Origin of the sequence: Vibrio sp. Y51_MX_L26 (assembly GCF_024181935.1) — a bacterium.
GTDB classification, from domain to species: Bacteria; Pseudomonadota; Gammaproteobacteria; order Enterobacterales; family Vibrionaceae; genus Vibrio; species Vibrio diabolicus.
This window is the reverse complement of sequence record NZ_JAMZAS010000001.1, coordinates 247319-263235: the sequence shown is the minus strand read 5'-3', so window position 1 is coordinate 263235 and position 15917 is coordinate 247319. Positions and strand designations below refer to the sequence as shown.

At 43.7% G+C, this 15917-nt stretch carries 17 protein-coding genes; 9 read left to right on the top strand and 8 right to left on the bottom strand.

Translation table 11 applies throughout. The annotated features are described in order from the left end of the window. Positions 1–46: 46 nt before the first annotated feature. Entirely contained in the window at positions 47–910 is an 864-nt protein-coding gene (locus NL645_RS01160) for a DUF6279 family lipoprotein (protein WP_253651002.1), read from the bottom strand. 261 nt (positions 911–1171) lie between these two features. Between NL645_RS01160 and NL645_RS01155 the strand changes: the two genes are divergently transcribed. Next, positions 1172–1345, top strand: coding sequence for a hypothetical protein (locus tag NL645_RS01155; protein ID WP_005373524.1), 174 nt, complete (start codon positions 1172–1174; stop codon positions 1343–1345). An 80-nt stretch (positions 1346–1425) separates the two neighbouring features. Here NL645_RS01155 and NL645_RS01150 read toward each other — a convergent pair whose 3' ends face one another. Then, positions 1426–2058 (bottom strand): response regulator, encoded by a 633-nt coding sequence (locus tag NL645_RS01150; RefSeq protein ID WP_005398453.1) that lies wholly within the window; start codon positions 2056–2058, stop codon positions 1426–1428. Continuing rightward, positions 2045–3781, bottom strand: coding sequence for a nitrate/nitrite two-component system sensor histidine kinase NarQ (narQ, locus tag NL645_RS01145; RefSeq protein WP_253651001.1), 1737 nt, complete (start codon positions 3779–3781; stop codon positions 2045–2047). The genes NL645_RS01150 and narQ overlap by 14 nt, the downstream gene beginning before the upstream one ends. Positions 3782–4028: 247 nt before the next feature. Here narQ and napF point away from each other — a divergent pair, with 247 nt between their 5' ends. The 6 genes from napF (at position 4029) to NL645_RS01115 (ending at position 8637) form a co-directional block, all read left to right on the top strand. Further along, positions 4029–4514, top strand: a complete 486-nt coding sequence (gene napF / locus NL645_RS01140) for a ferredoxin-type protein NapF (protein ID WP_005398455.1) — start codon at positions 4029–4031, stop codon at positions 4512–4514. Positions 4515–4555: 41 nt separating this feature from the next. Continuing rightward, positions 4556–4864, top strand: a complete 309-nt coding sequence (locus NL645_RS01135; protein ID WP_005398456.1) for a chaperone NapD — start codon at positions 4556–4558, stop codon at positions 4862–4864. Next, a complete protein-coding gene (gene napA, locus NL645_RS01130; protein WP_006741149.1) occupies positions 4861–7350 on the top strand; it encodes a periplasmic nitrate reductase subunit alpha in 2490 nt (829 codons plus the stop codon). Before NL645_RS01135 ends, napA begins: the two co-directional genes overlap by 4 nt. 78 nt (positions 7351–7428) lie before the next feature. Beyond that, complete coding sequence (locus NL645_RS01125; protein WP_031780699.1) at positions 7429–7884, top strand: nitrate reductase cytochrome c-type subunit; 456 nt, start codon at positions 7429–7431, stop codon at positions 7882–7884. 28 nt (positions 7885–7912) lie between these two features. Next, the gene (locus NL645_RS01120; protein WP_005398274.1) at positions 7913–8491 is read left to right on the top strand and encodes a NapC/NirT family cytochrome c; all 579 of its coding nucleotides are present in this window, start codon (positions 7913–7915) and stop codon (positions 8489–8491) included. 11 nt (positions 8492–8502) lie between these two features. Beyond that, on the top strand, positions 8503–8637 hold the full coding sequence (locus NL645_RS01115) for a TIGR02808 family protein (RefSeq protein WP_005373546.1): 135 nt from the start codon (positions 8503–8505) through the stop codon (positions 8635–8637). Positions 8638–8840: 203 nt separating this feature from the next. Here the strand turns inward: NL645_RS01115 and phaC are convergent, their stop codons facing one another. The 4 genes from phaC to NL645_RS01095 form a co-directional block, all read right to left on the bottom strand. Beyond that, positions 8841–10616 (bottom strand): class I poly(R)-hydroxyalkanoic acid synthase, encoded by a 1776-nt coding sequence (gene phaC / locus NL645_RS01110; RefSeq protein WP_006741150.1) that lies wholly within the window; start codon positions 10614–10616, stop codon positions 8841–8843. A gap of 80 nt (positions 10617–10696) precedes the next feature. Continuing rightward, positions 10697–11044: a phasin family protein gene (locus NL645_RS01105; RefSeq protein ID WP_005398278.1), complete on the bottom strand. Its 348-nt coding sequence runs from the start codon at positions 11042–11044 to the stop codon at positions 10697–10699. A 44-nt stretch (positions 11045–11088) separates the two neighbouring features. Then, positions 11089–12297 (bottom strand): acetyl-CoA C-acetyltransferase, encoded by a 1209-nt coding sequence (locus NL645_RS01100; RefSeq protein WP_253651414.1) that lies wholly within the window; start codon positions 12295–12297, stop codon positions 11089–11091. Between the two features lie 12 nt (positions 12298–12309). Further along, positions 12310–13050 (bottom strand): SDR family oxidoreductase, encoded by a 741-nt coding sequence (locus NL645_RS01095; protein WP_046875888.1) that lies wholly within the window; start codon positions 13048–13050, stop codon positions 12310–12312. A gap of 996 nt (positions 13051–14046) precedes the next feature. Here NL645_RS01095 and NL645_RS01090 point away from each other — a divergent pair. Further along, a complete protein-coding gene (locus NL645_RS01090; protein ID WP_048624835.1) occupies positions 14047–14667 on the top strand; it encodes a LysE family translocator in 621 nt (206 codons plus the stop codon). Between the two features lie 16 nt (positions 14668–14683). Beyond that, positions 14684–14950: a hypothetical protein gene (locus NL645_RS01085; RefSeq protein ID WP_048625155.1), complete on the top strand. Its 267-nt coding sequence runs from the start codon at positions 14684–14686 to the stop codon at positions 14948–14950. Positions 14951–15012: 62 nt separating this feature from the next. Here NL645_RS01085 and secF read toward each other — a convergent pair whose 3' ends face one another. Next, complete coding sequence (gene secF / locus NL645_RS01080; protein ID WP_005397711.1) at positions 15013–15915, bottom strand: protein translocase subunit SecF; 903 nt, start codon at positions 15913–15915, stop codon at positions 15013–15015. Positions 15916–15917 lie beyond the last annotated feature (2 nt).

The window sequence follows — 15917 nt, the reverse complement described above, 5'->3', positions numbered from 1 at the left end:
CATAAGAAAGGCTAATGCACATCCCCTCGTCAATTGAAGCATGAATCTAATCTAATAATTCCTCAGCTAGTACTCGCCACTCTTTTACCTTACTGCGAAAATGACGCCATTGTTTATCGGTCATAGATTGAGAAATATCTAATGTCAGTTGATCGACCAGCACAAAGTTAGAATCAATATTTTTAGAAAGCTGCTCACTGTAATAGCTCTCTGGCTCGAACAACAGGCGCATAAATATATCCTGATAAGTGACAGCATTGGGCTTGTTGTCGAACAGATATTCGAGCTCTTGATATATCGTTGCTCGATAACCTCTCCATAAAGGACTGTTAAGAGTGACTTGCTGAGAAAACGTTTGAGCTAATTGGCGCTGACTTTCTGATAGGCTTCCCAACCACTCTTCCATCCATTCTTCTGTGTTATCTAGAATAATTTCACGTATTTCATCTTCCGTTTTATCCGCATATTTTGCGTTTCGCTCTTGATAATGCTCTTGTATATTACTCAGAAATTCCCGTTCTTGATCTTTCGTTAACTGTAAACTCAAAGCAAAAAGGTCTGGTGCCGCTTTGCTTACCACTCTATCGTAATGCGCTCGCATTCTATCTCGATTTTCCTGCAAATAATTTAGGGTGATATCGCTCGCTTTTAATCCCTCAAGCTCTTTTAAATGATCGATATATAACGGTAATTCTTCTTTCTTATGCCATTCTGCTAACAATAATAAGCGTTCTTCCACTAGGACTTCTTGTTCACCTTGCAGAGAAACATAATCCTCTATGTAATCGATAACGAACCAATCGATATTGCTGTATAGAAACTTCTTCGTACATCCGGCAAGAAGAAATACGAAACAAAATAGAAGGCCATAGCGAAGCACCTTATTAGATACACCCTGTAATTTAGTCACTTATTCGTATTCCCTTTTCTATTGATTAAGTTCTATACTCAACTTGTATCACTTAATATTGCGGCAAACTTACACCAGTGTGACAAATATTGATTGCCACCTTAATAATATATAGAGTTTGAAATTAACTTTTTGATCACAGCTATCCGCAAAAAAGTGAGTTAGAGCGCAATTATCGGCTAAAAAATGCACCGAACGACGCTCCCTATAACGGCATATAATTTGCATGGATGTTTTTTGGATGGTTTATGGAGGCGAAGTATGGCAGCCGCTGAGCAACTTGATACCAGTGTAGAATATGAGATTCGATATTTTGAACAGGGGAAAATGCACTGCATGAGAGTCATTGCTGAAAGCAAAAAAGTGGCTTATCAGTACTATTTAGAGTGCGGTAAGCACAACAGTGACTTGTACTCTATTCGCCCAGACAAATAAAAAAACCGCCTTTAAGGCGGTTTTTTTATTATTAAAACCACGCTAAATAATTGATTATTTTTGATTAATCTTCAACTGTATTATTTGATGTCGCCAAAGCGCTCAAGATAAAGAACGGTTGCCGCAGTACGAGAAGGAACTTGAAGCTTTTTAAGTAAACTCTTCATATGCACTTTAACCGTTGATTCAGAAATAAAAAGACGATCGGCAATCTGCTTGTTGCGGAAACCTCTTGCCACCTCTCTTAAGATCTGCGTTTCGCGATCCGTCAGCGTATCAAAAACGTCCTCTTGTCCTGAACGCTCACTCAAATACTTAGAAACTTCTTGGCTGTAAGCTTTGTCACCTTGATGCGCTTGTTTTAGCAACTCAACCAACTCATCGGGCTCAGTATCTTTCAATAAATAGCCATCTGCACCACTTCTAACTATTGCTTCTATGTCAGCAGGACTATCCGATACGGTTAAGATAACAATTCGAGCTTCACAACCATCAGCACGTAGCGCTTGTAAGGTATCGAGGCCTGACATGCCTTTCATATTGAGATCAAGAAGTACAAGATCCAGTTCCAGCTCATGCGCTTTCGCTACCGCATCTGCGCCATTACTTGCTTCTGCAACGACTTCAAACTCAGGCTCAAAGCTTAAAAGTTGGTGAATACCTCGTCGCATGAGTGGATGATCATCCACCAGCATTACTTTACACACTGTCACTGTTTACTTCCTTACTATGTTGGAATTCTAGTTTTACGGTACAGCCTTTGTTGATCGATGCTTCAATGTGAAGATCGGCATGCAGCCTAGCGGCTCGCTCTTGCATGATACTCATACCGTAATGATTTAATTTTTCGTCTTGATGTTCAAAGCCTATTCCATCATCGGTAACGGTTACTGTGACTTTTCCATCATTATCAAGACATTGAATGTGAATATTATCTGCTTGCGCATGCTTGATGGCATTAATTGCCGCTTCTCTTATCAACTGTAGTAAATGAACCTGCTGGTGTGCATCCAGTTCAGTTGAAGAAAGTCTATTTTTTAACGTAATGTCAGCGGCGGTTTGCTCGTTGAGCGTTTCGACCATATCTTGCAATGCTTGGCCAAAACTGCCCTCTTTAATCGTAAGACGAAACGTCGTCAGTAATTCGCGTAGTTGGGTATAAGCAGCAGATAAGCCCGTATCCAACTCGGCAATGACTTGATTCGCGTGAGCTATCGCTTTTTCATCAGGCAAATTCTTTACGCTTCTCTTTAATAAAGCGACCTGAATTTTTAAATAAGAGAGTGCTTGAGCTAATGAATCATGCAGTTCCCGAGCAATGGTGGCTCGCTCTTCCATCAGTAGGATTTGTTCTGCTTGGCGTTGGGCTCGATTGTAATACACGGCACGCGATAAAATCTGCACAAAGTTGTCAATCAGTGCCTCATTCGGACAAGGTAACCCGGCCTTCCAATACAAATAGCCTAAGTGCTCACCGTCCAACGTTAGAGCCTTACTGTGGCAATCTTCATCACAGTCGTGGCAGCACTCTTCCCCTTCCATCAATATCCAACTCGGTTCTCCCAATTGCTCTATTTCAAGTTTGACCGCTTTAATGCCTTCAAGACTTGCAATATGTTGCAATATGGCTTGGAAGTTATCCTGATTAATACGCGAAGCCGTTAACTCTTTCGACGAGTCATACAACACTTCTAAAGACTGATTCGCATGCTGTAATTTACGCGTTTTTTCATCAACCGCTTGTTCTAGCCCTCGGTATAACTTACCAAGGTCCGTCGCCATCCGATTAAAGGTTCGAGTCAGGATCCCCATTTCATTATCGCTGGATACATCAAGCGATATATTAAATGAGCGATTCTTAATTTGCTCGCTAGCAAAAACTAAAGCACGCAAAGGCCGTACAACTTCGAGGCGCACAAAATGAACAACAAACATACTGACACAAAGAATGCCGCCTAGCCCTAACCCACCAATCCAAGCTAAGTTAATCAGCTTTTGTTCCGAAAAGCTTTGCAGCTTAAATACAAACTCATCGATCTGATTTACAAAACCAGCCACTAGGAGTTGGTACTCCGCCGGATTATCTCCTCTCAACACCGACTTGAGCTCATGCCATCTCATAATAAGACGGTAGTAATCATGAGTAATGTCTTCTGGCACTGACCAGTGCTGGAGTGCTTTCATGGAAGGTGAATATATCGAATGTTCAAAGGCGTCAATATGTGAAGAGTAATCAACAGATTTAATCTGAATATCATGTGCCAAACGATAACTTTGCATTCGCATTGAGCCAGCAACATTGACGGCTTCTGCATCATTCAAGCTTGACGCTAACGTAAAAATTGCAAAACCAGTCGTAGCAACTGAAAGCAGCAAAATAAGAAGCATCGCGGACGCAATCGTGCGCGTCACTGACTTTTTCACATTTTTAAACAATCTGAGTTCCTCGCCCATTAACAACCCTATTTGTACGTGCAATGAACCCATTACCTTTCAACTTTATCAATATGTGATCACCTGCGACGGAATTTATTGATCCAAAACAATATTGCATCCCATTTACCTCCTAAGAGGTATTTATACAAATATGTCAAAAACTACAATTTCGTTAGTTTAAATGACAGTTTATTAATGAAAATTGTGGACTATGCTTAGTTTGGGTTCCAAGTTTCGAGGTGACTAAGTGGTAGACCTTTCCAGAAGAAGACTCTTTGCAAGAAAAGCGCACCCCGACAACGCCGTACGTTTGCCTTGGTTAACCAAGCCAGAACAGTTTACGGACGATTGCACTCGCTGCGGTAAATGCATTGAGGCCTGCGAAACAAAGATTATAACTAAAAGTGATGGCGGATTCCCTTCGGTCGATTTTTCTATTGATGAATGCACATTTTGTTATCAGTGTGCAGACGCCTGTCCTGAGCCCCTTTTCTTGCCAAAAACAGAGCAACCTTGGCAAGCGAAAGCAAGCATCAATGATAGCTGCTTAGCAAAACAAAATGTCGAATGCCGAAGCTGTGGGGATATGTGCGACCCGATGGCAATTCAGTTCAAATTAGAGCTGGGGAAAGTAGCACAACCCAATTTAGACCTTGATGAGTGTAACGGCTGCGGCGCCTGTGTTTCAGTGTGCCCGACTTCATCCATCAATGTGAGCAATATAACAGCCTAAGCCGTATGTCGTCGGCCAAAGGCAATAAATGAGAGAGCTATATGTCACTAAATGAAGTGCATATTTCAAGTTTGGTAGTACATGTACTGCCAGAACATCTGGACGAAATCAAACAACAGATCGAAGCACATGAAAATGCGGAAATCTATGGTGACAGTCCAGAAGGCAAGATTATCGTCGTGCTTGAAACCGAAAACCAAGGTTTTATCACAGACACTATCGATGCCATTAACAATTTACCGAATGTCTTGAGCACGGTATTGGTTTATCACCAAATCGAAACTGGGCTCGAAGAAACGGATGAAGAAGACACTGGAACACAACATTCCCAAATCGAGGGTGAAGTATGAAAATGACAAGACGTGCGTTTGTGAAAGCAAACGCGGCTGCATCAGCTGCTGCTGTCGCAGGTGTGACACTACCAGCATCTGCAGCCAACCTGATTGCAAGCTCTGATCAAACCAAAATCACATGGGACAAAGCACCTTGTCGTTTCTGTGGTACAGGCTGTTCTGTTCTTGTTGGTACTCAAAATGGCAAAGTGGTAGCAACACAGGGTGACCCAGAAGCACCAGTAAACAAAGGCCTAAACTGTATTAAAGGCTACTTCCTTTCTAAGATCATGTACGGTCAAGACCGCCTGACTCAGCCGATGCTGAGAATGAAAGATGGCAAATTCCACAAAGACGGTGAATTTACACCTATCTCTTGGGATGACGCTTTCGACATCATGGCTGAGAAATGGAAAGCTTCCCTCGAGAAAAAAGGTCCAACAAGCGTAGGTATGTTTGGCTCAGGCCAATGGACAGTAATGGAAGGCTACGCTGCGTCAAAGCTAATGAAAGCGGGCTTCCGTTCAAATAACATTGATCCAAACGCTCGTCACTGTATGGCTTCTGCTGTAGTTGGCTTTATGCGCGCATTCGGTATCGATGAGCCGATGGGTTGTTACGATGACTTTGAGAACGCAGACGCATTCGTTCTATGGGGCTCGAACATGGCAGAGATGCACCCTGTTCTATGGACTCGTATTACTGACCGTCGCCTAAGTCACCCTCACGTTAAAGTGAACGTGCTTTCTACTTACTACCACCGTTCATTTGAGTTGGCAGATCACGGCTACATTTTTAATCCACAGTCTGACCTAGCGATTGCTAACTTCATCGCGAACTACATCATCGAAAACGATGCGGTAAACTGGGACTTCGTGAACAAGCACACTAACTTCACTCAAGCAGATACCGACATCGGTTACGGCCTACGTGACGATGATCCGCTACAAAAAGCAGCGAAGAATCCTAACTCAGGCAAACTAACGTCTATCTCTTTCGAAGAGTACAAAAAGTCTGTTGCACCTTACACAGCTGAGAAAGCCTCTGAAATCTCTGGTGTTGAAAAAGAAAAGCTTATCGAGCTTGCGAAGCAATACGCCAATCCAAATACGAAAGTAATGTCACTTTGGACAATGGGTATGAACCAACATACTCGTGGCGTGTGGATGAATAACTTGGTTTACAACATCCACCTACTAACCGGTAAGATCTCAACTCCAGGTAACAGCCCATTCTCACTAACGGGTCAACCATCTGCGTGTGGTACGGCTCGTGAGGTTGGTACTTTCGCTCACCGTCTACCTGCAGACATGGTGGTTGCTAACCCTAAACACCGTAAGATTGCAGAAGACATCTGGAAACTGCCAGAAGGTACGATTCCACCAAAACCTGGCTTCCACGCCGTATTGCAAGACCGTATGCTGAATGACGGCGTTCTGAACTGTTACTGGGTTCAATGTAACAACAACATGCAAGCAGGTCCAAACATCAACACAGAACGTCTTCCAGGTTACCGCAACCCAGAAAACTTCATCGTTGTGTCTGACCCATACCCGACGGCAACAGCGCAAGCAGCAGACCTTATTCTTCCAACAGCAATGTGGATTGAGAAAGAAGGTGCTTACGGTAACGCAGAGCGTCGTACTCAGGCTTGGTACCAACAAGTGGGCACGGTCGGTCAGGCAAAATCTGACCTATGGCAGCTAATGGAGTTCTCGAAACGCTTCAAAATGGAAGAAGTGTGGCCTGAAGAGCTACTAGCGAAAGCGCCTCAGTACCGTGGTAAAACCATGTACGACGTACTATACCGCAATGGTAATGTCGACAAGTTCCCTATCGAAGAAGCTCGCGAATTGAATGACGATGCCCACCACTTCGGTTTCTATGTTCAAAAAGGTCTGTTTGAGGAATACGCAACGTTTGGCCGCGGTCACGGGCATGATTTAGCACCATACGACCGTTACCATGAAGTGCGTGGTCTACGTTGGCCAGTTGTTGATGGTAAGGAAACACAATGGCGCTTTAAAGAAGGTTCTGATCCATACGCAAAAGAAGGTTCTGGTTGGGATTTCTACGGCAATGCTGACGGCAAAGCGAAGATTATCTCTGCACCATATGAAGCGCCACCAGAAGTGCCAAACGATGAGTTTGATATGTGGCTATGTACTGGCCGTGTTCTTGAACATTGGCACACAGGCACCATGACTCGTCGTGTACCTGAGCTATACAAAGCAGTACCAGACGCAGTGTGTTACATGCACCCTGAAGACGCAAAAGCGCGTAACGTTCGTCGTGGTGAAGAAGTACTCATGGCAAACAAACGCGGCGAAGTACGCGTTCGTGTTGAAACTCGCGGTCGTAACCGTCCGCCAAAAGGTTTGGTATTCGTACCGTTCTTTGATGCACGTATTTTGATTAACAAGCTCATCCTAGATGCGACTGACCCACTGTCTAAACAGACAGACTTTAAGAAGTGTCCAGTCAAAATCACTAAGATTGCTTAACCTTCAGATACCGAATGCTACGGCCGTCACTATGGCGGCCTAATAAAGAATTTAAGCCATAAAGGCGGAGATGAAATGATGAAAAAATTACTTGTCGCACTTTTATCTGTAGGTGCTTTAGTGACAGGCATTGCGCAAGCTGAGTTAGATAATCCAGGTGGTATTGGCGGTCTAGAGTCTCTACGTGGAATGTCTCAATTGGAAGACACACGCCCTGCAGATGAGTTCAAAGACTTCCCTAAAGACCAGATTGTTGAAGATAGCTTTGTTTATCAACCACCGTTGATCCCACACAGCATCCGTCACTACGAAGTATCGTTAAATGCTAACAAGTGTCTTGCGTGCCACAGCTGGAAAAATGCAAAAGAGTCAGGCGCGACTAAAATTAGCGTAACGCACTATGTAAACCGAGAAGATGCTGTATTGGCGGATATGTCTCCTCGTCGTTACTTCTGTTTGCAATGCCACGTGCCACAAACTAATGCTAAGCCACTAGTTGAAAACAAGTTCGAGGCAGTTGATTCGCTTCAGTAATTGAAACGCGAGTACGAAGAGGTTATTTATGAAAATACTTAAAGCGTTTTGGAAAAGACTGAAGAACCCAAGTAAAGCTGCCGCTGGTGTGGTTTTGTTCTTAGGTTTTGCTGGCGGTCTTTTATTTTGGGGCGCATTCAACACAGGTATGGAGGCAACCAACACAGAAGAGTTCTGTTCTGGCTGTCACGCACCAATCGTTGCTGAAATTCAAGAAACAATTCACTATTCTAACCGTTCTGGTGTTCGTGCCATCTGCTCAGACTGTCACGTTCCTCATGAATGGACAGATAAGATCGTTCGTAAAGTACAAGCATCCAAAGAGCTATTCGCTCACTATGTTCTGCGTACTATCGATACACCAGAGAAGTTCCAAGAGCGTCGAGGACACCTTGCTGAGCGAGAGTGGGCGCGAATGAAAAAGAATGACTCTCTTGAGTGTCGTAACTGTCACGAGTTTGATTATATGGATTACTCTCAACAAGGCTCACGAGCAGCGGAGCAGCACTCTACTGCGCTAGCTTCTGGAGAGAAAACCTGCGTAGATTGTCACAAAGGCATCGCGCACAAACTACCGGACATGAGCGGCGTTGAAGGCTGGCACTAAGGAGACTTCCCATGAGTACTTTAGAATCTGTAATTTGGCATATCCTTGGCTATAGCGCCATGCCTGTGATTATTCTTTCCGGCTTTGTGGCAGTAGCAGCAATCTCTCTCTGGCTGCTGTCATTTGGTAAGGATAAAGAGGTGTAACGTAACGCACTTCTACCCGTCAACTTGCCTATTTGTTGACACTAAGCGCTGAGTATCTACTCGGCGCTTTTTTATTCACCGTCACTTTCGGCCCAAAATGTCCTCAACCGATACATATACTCAATCGGTATAATAAGGTAGTCAGTAACGACCCAAAAAAGCGACCATAAAGGTCGCTAAAATTTACTGCTATAGGGAGTTGTTTAAGATTCTTTTACTGGCAGAACCTGCTTGACGTATTGCCCTGGAGCTTCATCGATTGCTGGGTGGTCTTCCGAGCCAATAGGGAATGGTTCGACTTGCTCTTTAGGATTGAATTGAAGTAGCCATTCATTCCAATGTGTCCACCACGACCCCTCTTTGTGCTCGGCATTATTCAACCACTCGTCAGCCGAATCATCCAAAGTATCGTTCAACCAATAACCATACTTATTTTTCGCTGGAGGGTTCACGATACCCGCAATATGACCCGACTCACCAAGAACAAACGTTTTGTTGCCACCAGTGTTCAGGGCACCACGATAAGTTCCCTGCCATAACGCAATATGGTCTTCTTTCGTTGATACAAAATAGCTAGGAATTTTGATCTTATTTAGGTCAATCCATACCCCACCAATTTTGACGCCTTTGTCTTGCACCAACTTGTTCTCTAAATAGAGTTCACGAAGCAAGAAGTTATGAGAGGCGGCACTCACGTTGGTGCTATCACTGTTCCAGTACAACAAGTCAAAATCGACTGGGCTGTTGCCCTTCAAGTAGTTGTCGACATAGTAGTTCCAGTACAAGCTGTTTTCGCGCAGTAAGCTGAATGTGACGCTTAATGAACGACCGTCCATATACCCTTTTGCGTTGTTTTGCGCCTCAATTGCACTCACAATGGTGTCATTGATGTACGCGCCAACTTCGCCTGGCTGAGAAAAGTCGAGCAATGTGGTGAAGAAAGTCGCTGATTTAATACGCTTCTTCATACGTTTTGCCGCATAGTACGCAACCGTGCTCGCCAGAACCGTACCACCGATACAGTAACCAGCCGCGTTGATTTGCTCTTGGCCCGTTATATCTTCAATTGCGGCGACGGCTTTGACGACGCCTTCTGTCACATAGTCACCAAACTCTACATGCGCTTGTGCCTTGCCTGGGTTGCGCCAAGACATCATAAATACGCTATGTCCCTGCTCTAGCAACCATCGAACCATTGAGTTCTTCGCTGTTAAGTCAAGGATGTAGTATTTATTAATGAAAGGCGGAACGATGAGCAGTGGCGTCGCATTCACTTTCTCTGTTAGAGGTCGATATTGAATCAACTCAAACAATTCGTTTTGAAAAACCACATCGCCCGGAGTGGTCGCCACGTCATCACCCACGCGGAACGCATTGTTGTTCGTCATACGAATTTTCAAAATGTCCGCACTGGACTCAACGTCTTCTTTTAACTGCTCTAAGCCAGCCAGAAGGTTTTGACCGTTTTGCTCAAGTGTCAGTTTCAAGAGTTCTGGATTCGTCGCGATGAAATTCGAAGGGGAAAGTGCATTGATGGCTTGACGAGAAAAGAAAAGTATTCGCTCTTTAGATTTTTCATCCAAACCTTCGAGTGACTCAATTGTATCTAAATAAGTCTTGCTGAATAACAGGTAGGATTGCTTAATGAAGCTATACATCACCTCATTTTGCCACGCTTCATTAGAAAAACGCTTGTCCCCTTTTTCTGCTTCAATGATCTGTTTTTGGTTACCTGCCAACGCGACATTCTGCCAAATTTGTAGCTGCTGTTCCCACCATTCTGCTTGCAGTTTTAAGATCGCAGCAGGTTGATTTACAGCTTGTTCGAAGAGTTTGGCAGTGTCTTCCAAGTTCACTTCTTGCATGGCCTTATTTAAAGGAGAGTTCACGACTGCCTTGTTCACTTCGAAATCATGCCACCACTGTTGATTGGTTTGTTGAAGCTGTACAAGATAGTCCGAAAAGAAGTGCTGAAACATAGTCTTACTCCTATATTCGGAAAAAACAACGCCGCCCAAATTAGGGTCTAGAGACCCTAAGGCGGCGAGAATCGGACAAATTACGCTGGAGTAACAGTCTTTAGATTTTCCGAAGTCATTTTCTCAACGTCTTCTTTGAACTCTTTTGCAATAGCTTGAAGCTTGTTGCTGTCGTCCATCATTTGTTGAGAAAGCTTAGTAAGAACGCTTAGTTGCTGGCTGTTGAAAGCAGTCAATGACGTTACGTCTTTGATTTCTGATGCCGCTTTCATTTGGTTCAGACCCACTTCGCTGTAAGTACGAATTGCGTTCAGTTGAAGCTCAGTCAACACTTCTACGTTTTTTGTCACTAGCTTGTTGAACTTCAAGTAAGGTTCTAGATTTTTTTCAGTTTGATCGCTAAAGGTTTTGAAGAAATCTGTGTACATGGTTTATCTCCTAGAGAAAGAATTAAAAATGTCCGTTTAAATAATTACTTAACTGCTTTTATAACCACAGCCGTCCCCATGCCGCCGCCCACACAAAGTGATGCGACACCATATTGACCATTTTGCTTATGAAGCTCGTGAACAAGCGTCACTAAGATTCGGTTGCCCGATGCACCAAGTGGGTGACCTAGCGCGATAGCACCACCATTAAAGTTCGCTTTATCTTGAATCGCGTTAACGGGAACTTGGTTGGTTTCCGCCAACTGATGAATCACGCCAAGTGCTTGCGCAGCAAATGCTTCGTTCAACTCGTAAACGTCAATGTCGTTTACCGTTAATTCCACTTTTGCTAATGCTTTATTGACTGACTCCACTGGACCTAGACCCATGATTTTCGGATCAAGTCCCGATTGCGCATAGCTTACGATCTCAGCAATAGGCGTGAGTCCATGTGCTTTAACTGCGCTCTCAGACGCGACGATAATTGCACTCGCACCATCGTTAATACCTGATGCATTCCCCGCAGTCACAGTGCCTTCACGGTCAAAAGCAGGGCGCAGCTTGCTTAACGCTTCCATAGTCGCATTAGCCTTTGGGTATTCGTCGGTATCGAATAGCACCGTTTCACGGCGTTGCTTTACTTCTACAGGCACAATTTCGTCTTTGAATTTGCCCGCTTCGATTGCCGCCACCGCTTTCTGTTGGCTAGACAGCGCATACTCGTCTTGCTGTTGACGGGTTAGGCCGATTTCTTTTGCAACGTTTTCTGCCGTCACACCCATGTGATATTGGTTGTAAACGTCGGTTAAACCGTCCGCTACGAGCAGGTCTTTCAGCTCTAGGTTGCCCATTTTGTTGCCATCACGAATACTACTTGGCGCGGCAAACGGTATCTGAGACATGACCTCAACACCTGCTGCAACAACAATCTCTGTATCGCCACTACGGATATGTGAAACTGCATCCATGACCGTTTTCATGCCACTGCCGCAAACCATGTTTACGCCATACGCAGGAACCGCGTCCGGAATCCCAGCGAACAATGCCGCCTGACGACCGACTCCCATGCCTTGACCTGCGCCGACAACGTTGCCAACAATCACCTCATCAATCTTATCACCAGTCAACTTTGCCGCTTCTAACGCGCCTTTAATCGCTACTGCTGCCAAGTTGCCAGCAGAGGTATTTTTAAGACTGCCACCAAAGGCACCAATTGGAGTGCGCTTCGCCGCTACGATAAATACTTTTTCCATCATCTTCTCTCCTTAGTGCATATATAGGCCGCCATTCACCGACAAAGTCTCACCGGTGATATAGGCTCCTGCATCGCTGACCAAGAAGCTGACTGATGCTGCAATTTCTTCTGGTGTAGCAAGGCGTTTCATTGGGATTTGATTCGTGATGGATTCCAATACTTCTGGCTTCATTTGCTCAACCATTGGTGTACCAGTGTAACCTGGCGCAATAACATTTACTGTCACACCCGAACGAGCACCTTCATACGCCAAGGCTTTAGAGAAACCTATCATCCCAGCTTTCGCCGCCGAGTAGTTTGCTTGACCAAACTGCCCTTTTAAGCCATTGACTGAGGAGATGTTAATGACACGACCACCGCCTTTTTCGCACATCGCAGCGAACAGAGGTTGCGTAACGTTGAATAGACTATTGAGGTTGGTATTAATGACGTCATTCCAAGCTTGCGCAGTCATCTTTTTAAACACGCCATCACGTGTGATACCTGCGTTGTTGATAACGACATCAATGGTCCCTTCTTCCTCAAGCAATTGCGCTAACTTTTCTGCACACTCTGCAGTGTTTGTTACGTCCAACTCAAAAAGGCGAACCTGATCTTTGGTAAACCCTTTACTGTTGAACCACTCCAACGCACATTCATAGTTTCCTGTGAAATAAGTAGCGATTACACGGTAACCATCATTCACTAATTGAGAGGAAATAGCAGAACCAATTCCGCCTTTTGATCCGGTGATCAAAGCGACTTTCTTCATCGAAGACTCCATTCTTAACGGCATTTAAAAAAGCAAACTAAATACACTGATGAAATAAATCACCAACTGACGTGTTTATTTATTCTTTTGGCTATCAATCCTGTGATGCCTTTTATTTTAAGTTAAACCAGAAATATTACATTTCAAATAAAAAACTAATCCATTTGCATAAGATTGATTTAGATCTCATTAAACATGAAATGTTATAAAATGGTTAACTCTTTATAAGTCATTGTTTTAAATAAAATAAAGTTAAACACAAGCTTATCAGAACATAAGTTTAAGCATTATTTATCAATAGGTTACATACCGAACAGTGGACGTTACATCATCTCATGATTTCAGATACCACTCTCATGCTCAGAGTTGTTCTCTATAAATACGATTAGAATAATAATTCAAATATCAATATAAGCAATTGTCAGTAATATCATTTAATTACTAACTTAAATGATATTTAAGACAGTATAAACTTAATTTTATATTTATAGTTTCGCTTATGAAAATTGGTATATTTAGAATGTAAACAATAGAAGAAAACGTCTCATTTTGGTGCAGTTCGCACTATTATGACGCAGCAATTAAAAAATAATTTCAGTTTTATTTTAAATATCCAAATAACATCAATTAACTAGCATTTAACGTATCGAATCACTTTTTATCTATTGAAGTACCGGTACGGTGCAATATTCGATGGTGCCATCTCCTAAAGCAATCATCTAGATTCTTTAACCCAGTAAATTGATGTTATACCCAAATGACGTCAAGATGCAGAAATCGTGTCAGTGACATGCTCCGCAGGGCGAGTTTCCTTATCCCACAGCCTTTGTTAACGATTTTTGATTTAGAACCACTAGATCTTCAAATCGTTGCCGTGCCTGTGAGCCAAGTCATTCTCGCTGAACCTAAGCACCTTGAGGTTATTTGGGGATAGTATCCTTTATCAATTTGCACTATCTTTGTGGCTTCTATCAAATCACTTAGTTATCAACAAACATGAATCTTGCATTGCTCAGTATGTTCATCCCTACCTTCTTTTTTGTCTCAATTACACCAGGAATGTGCATGACGCTCGCCTTAACGCTAGGAATGAGTATCGGTTATCGCCGCACATTATGGATGATGATTGGTGAACTCGTCGGTGTCGCGCTGGTTTCAGTCTCGGCAGTACTAGGGATCGCAGCGATCATGCTCAACTATCCTTGGATGTTTATCGCACTCAAGTTTATTGGTGGCGGCTACTTACTCTATCTTGGTGTAGAAATGTGGCGATCTCGAGGTAAGTTAGCAATAAATGTCGATAATTTAGAAAAACCCAGAAGTGGCAACGTCGCGCTCATCATGCAAGGCTTCGTTACCGCTATCGCAAACCCAAAAGGCTGGGCATTTATGATTTCTCTGCTGCCGCCTTTTATCGATCAAAATGCGGCTCTTGCTCCACAGCTGATCGTGCTTGTCTCCATCATCCTTCTTTTTGAGTTCATTTGTATGTCTCTGTATGCCACGGGTGGTAAAGGACTGAAACGCGTGTTGGGTCAATCAAAGAATGTGCGCCTGATGAACCGTATCGCGGGCACTTTAATGATGGGGGTTGGTGTTTGGCTATTACTGAGCTAAAGCAACGCTGGAAATGATGAAAAATATCCTAAGAAAAATTACGCGAAACATAAGTGCAGTATTAGATTTTCAGGCCCGGGTTTGGGTCGTAAACGTTTATGCTGGAGAACACAAAGGCGAATCTTACGTTGTAAACGAAGACAGCTTTTCCGAGCCATTGCAATGGATGAAAAAGAAAGGTTATCACACATCCATGCTGCGCCTGGTTGAATCGATGAAGCGCTCTCAAATCATTGAGTTCGACTTAGGTCACGTCAAACACCGCCTGATGCGTGTGAAATAGCACAAAGTAAAACGCCACTCAAACTGAGTGGCGCAAGCACTTTTTACCTTCAGCACCTCGTATTACGGCGCGGTATCAATCTCAACAGGCAAGTAATGCTTCGGTTCGAGCTTGAACAGTTCAGGTAATACGGTACCAATGGAAATGGAAGACCATGTACCTGATAGCACACCAATAAACATCGCTGTTGAGAAACCCGCTAGCGGTGCTCCCCCCATAATCCATAGTGCACCAACAGTAATCAGTGTTGTGCCTGATGTCACCATCGTTCTAGAGAACGTCGCGATGACAGCCTGGTCATTGATGTCTTCCATTTTCCAACTTTGTTTCGCGATCAGTAGCTCACGAATTCGATCTGAAATGATGATCGAATCATTCAATGAGTAGCCTAAAATTGCCAATACGGCAGCAAAAACCGTTAAGTTGAATTCCATTTGGGTAACGGCAAAGAAGCCGAGGACGACAATTACGTCATGAGCCAGAGCAAATACAGAGCCACTCGCTAAGCGCCATTCAAAACGGAAACACAAGTAACCAAGGATGCTCAGCACACAAATCAATAGTGCTAAACCGCCTTGGTCAAACAAATCCTGACCAACTTGAGCACCAACAATACTGTTGCTGACGACATCAACTTGATGTGAAACTGGCTTTAATACCTCTTCCACACTTGGCAGAGTTTGCCCTTCTTCAGGGGCGGAGTAGCGAATGAGCCAACGACCATCTTCACCTGTGCGGGTGACAGAGGTTGATTCACCAAGTTTTGGTTGTAGTGCATCAAGCAGATCGTGGTTGGTTAACGACTTATCGACTTTCACTTCTGTCACCATACCACCAGTGAAATCCAAGCCGAGATTCAACCCTTTAAAGCCCAGAGCACCAAGTGCGATCACCGTCAAAACGATAGAAACTAGCGTAGTGAAGTGGCGAATTTTACGAATATTTTGTTTTAGCATTTCGACCATGA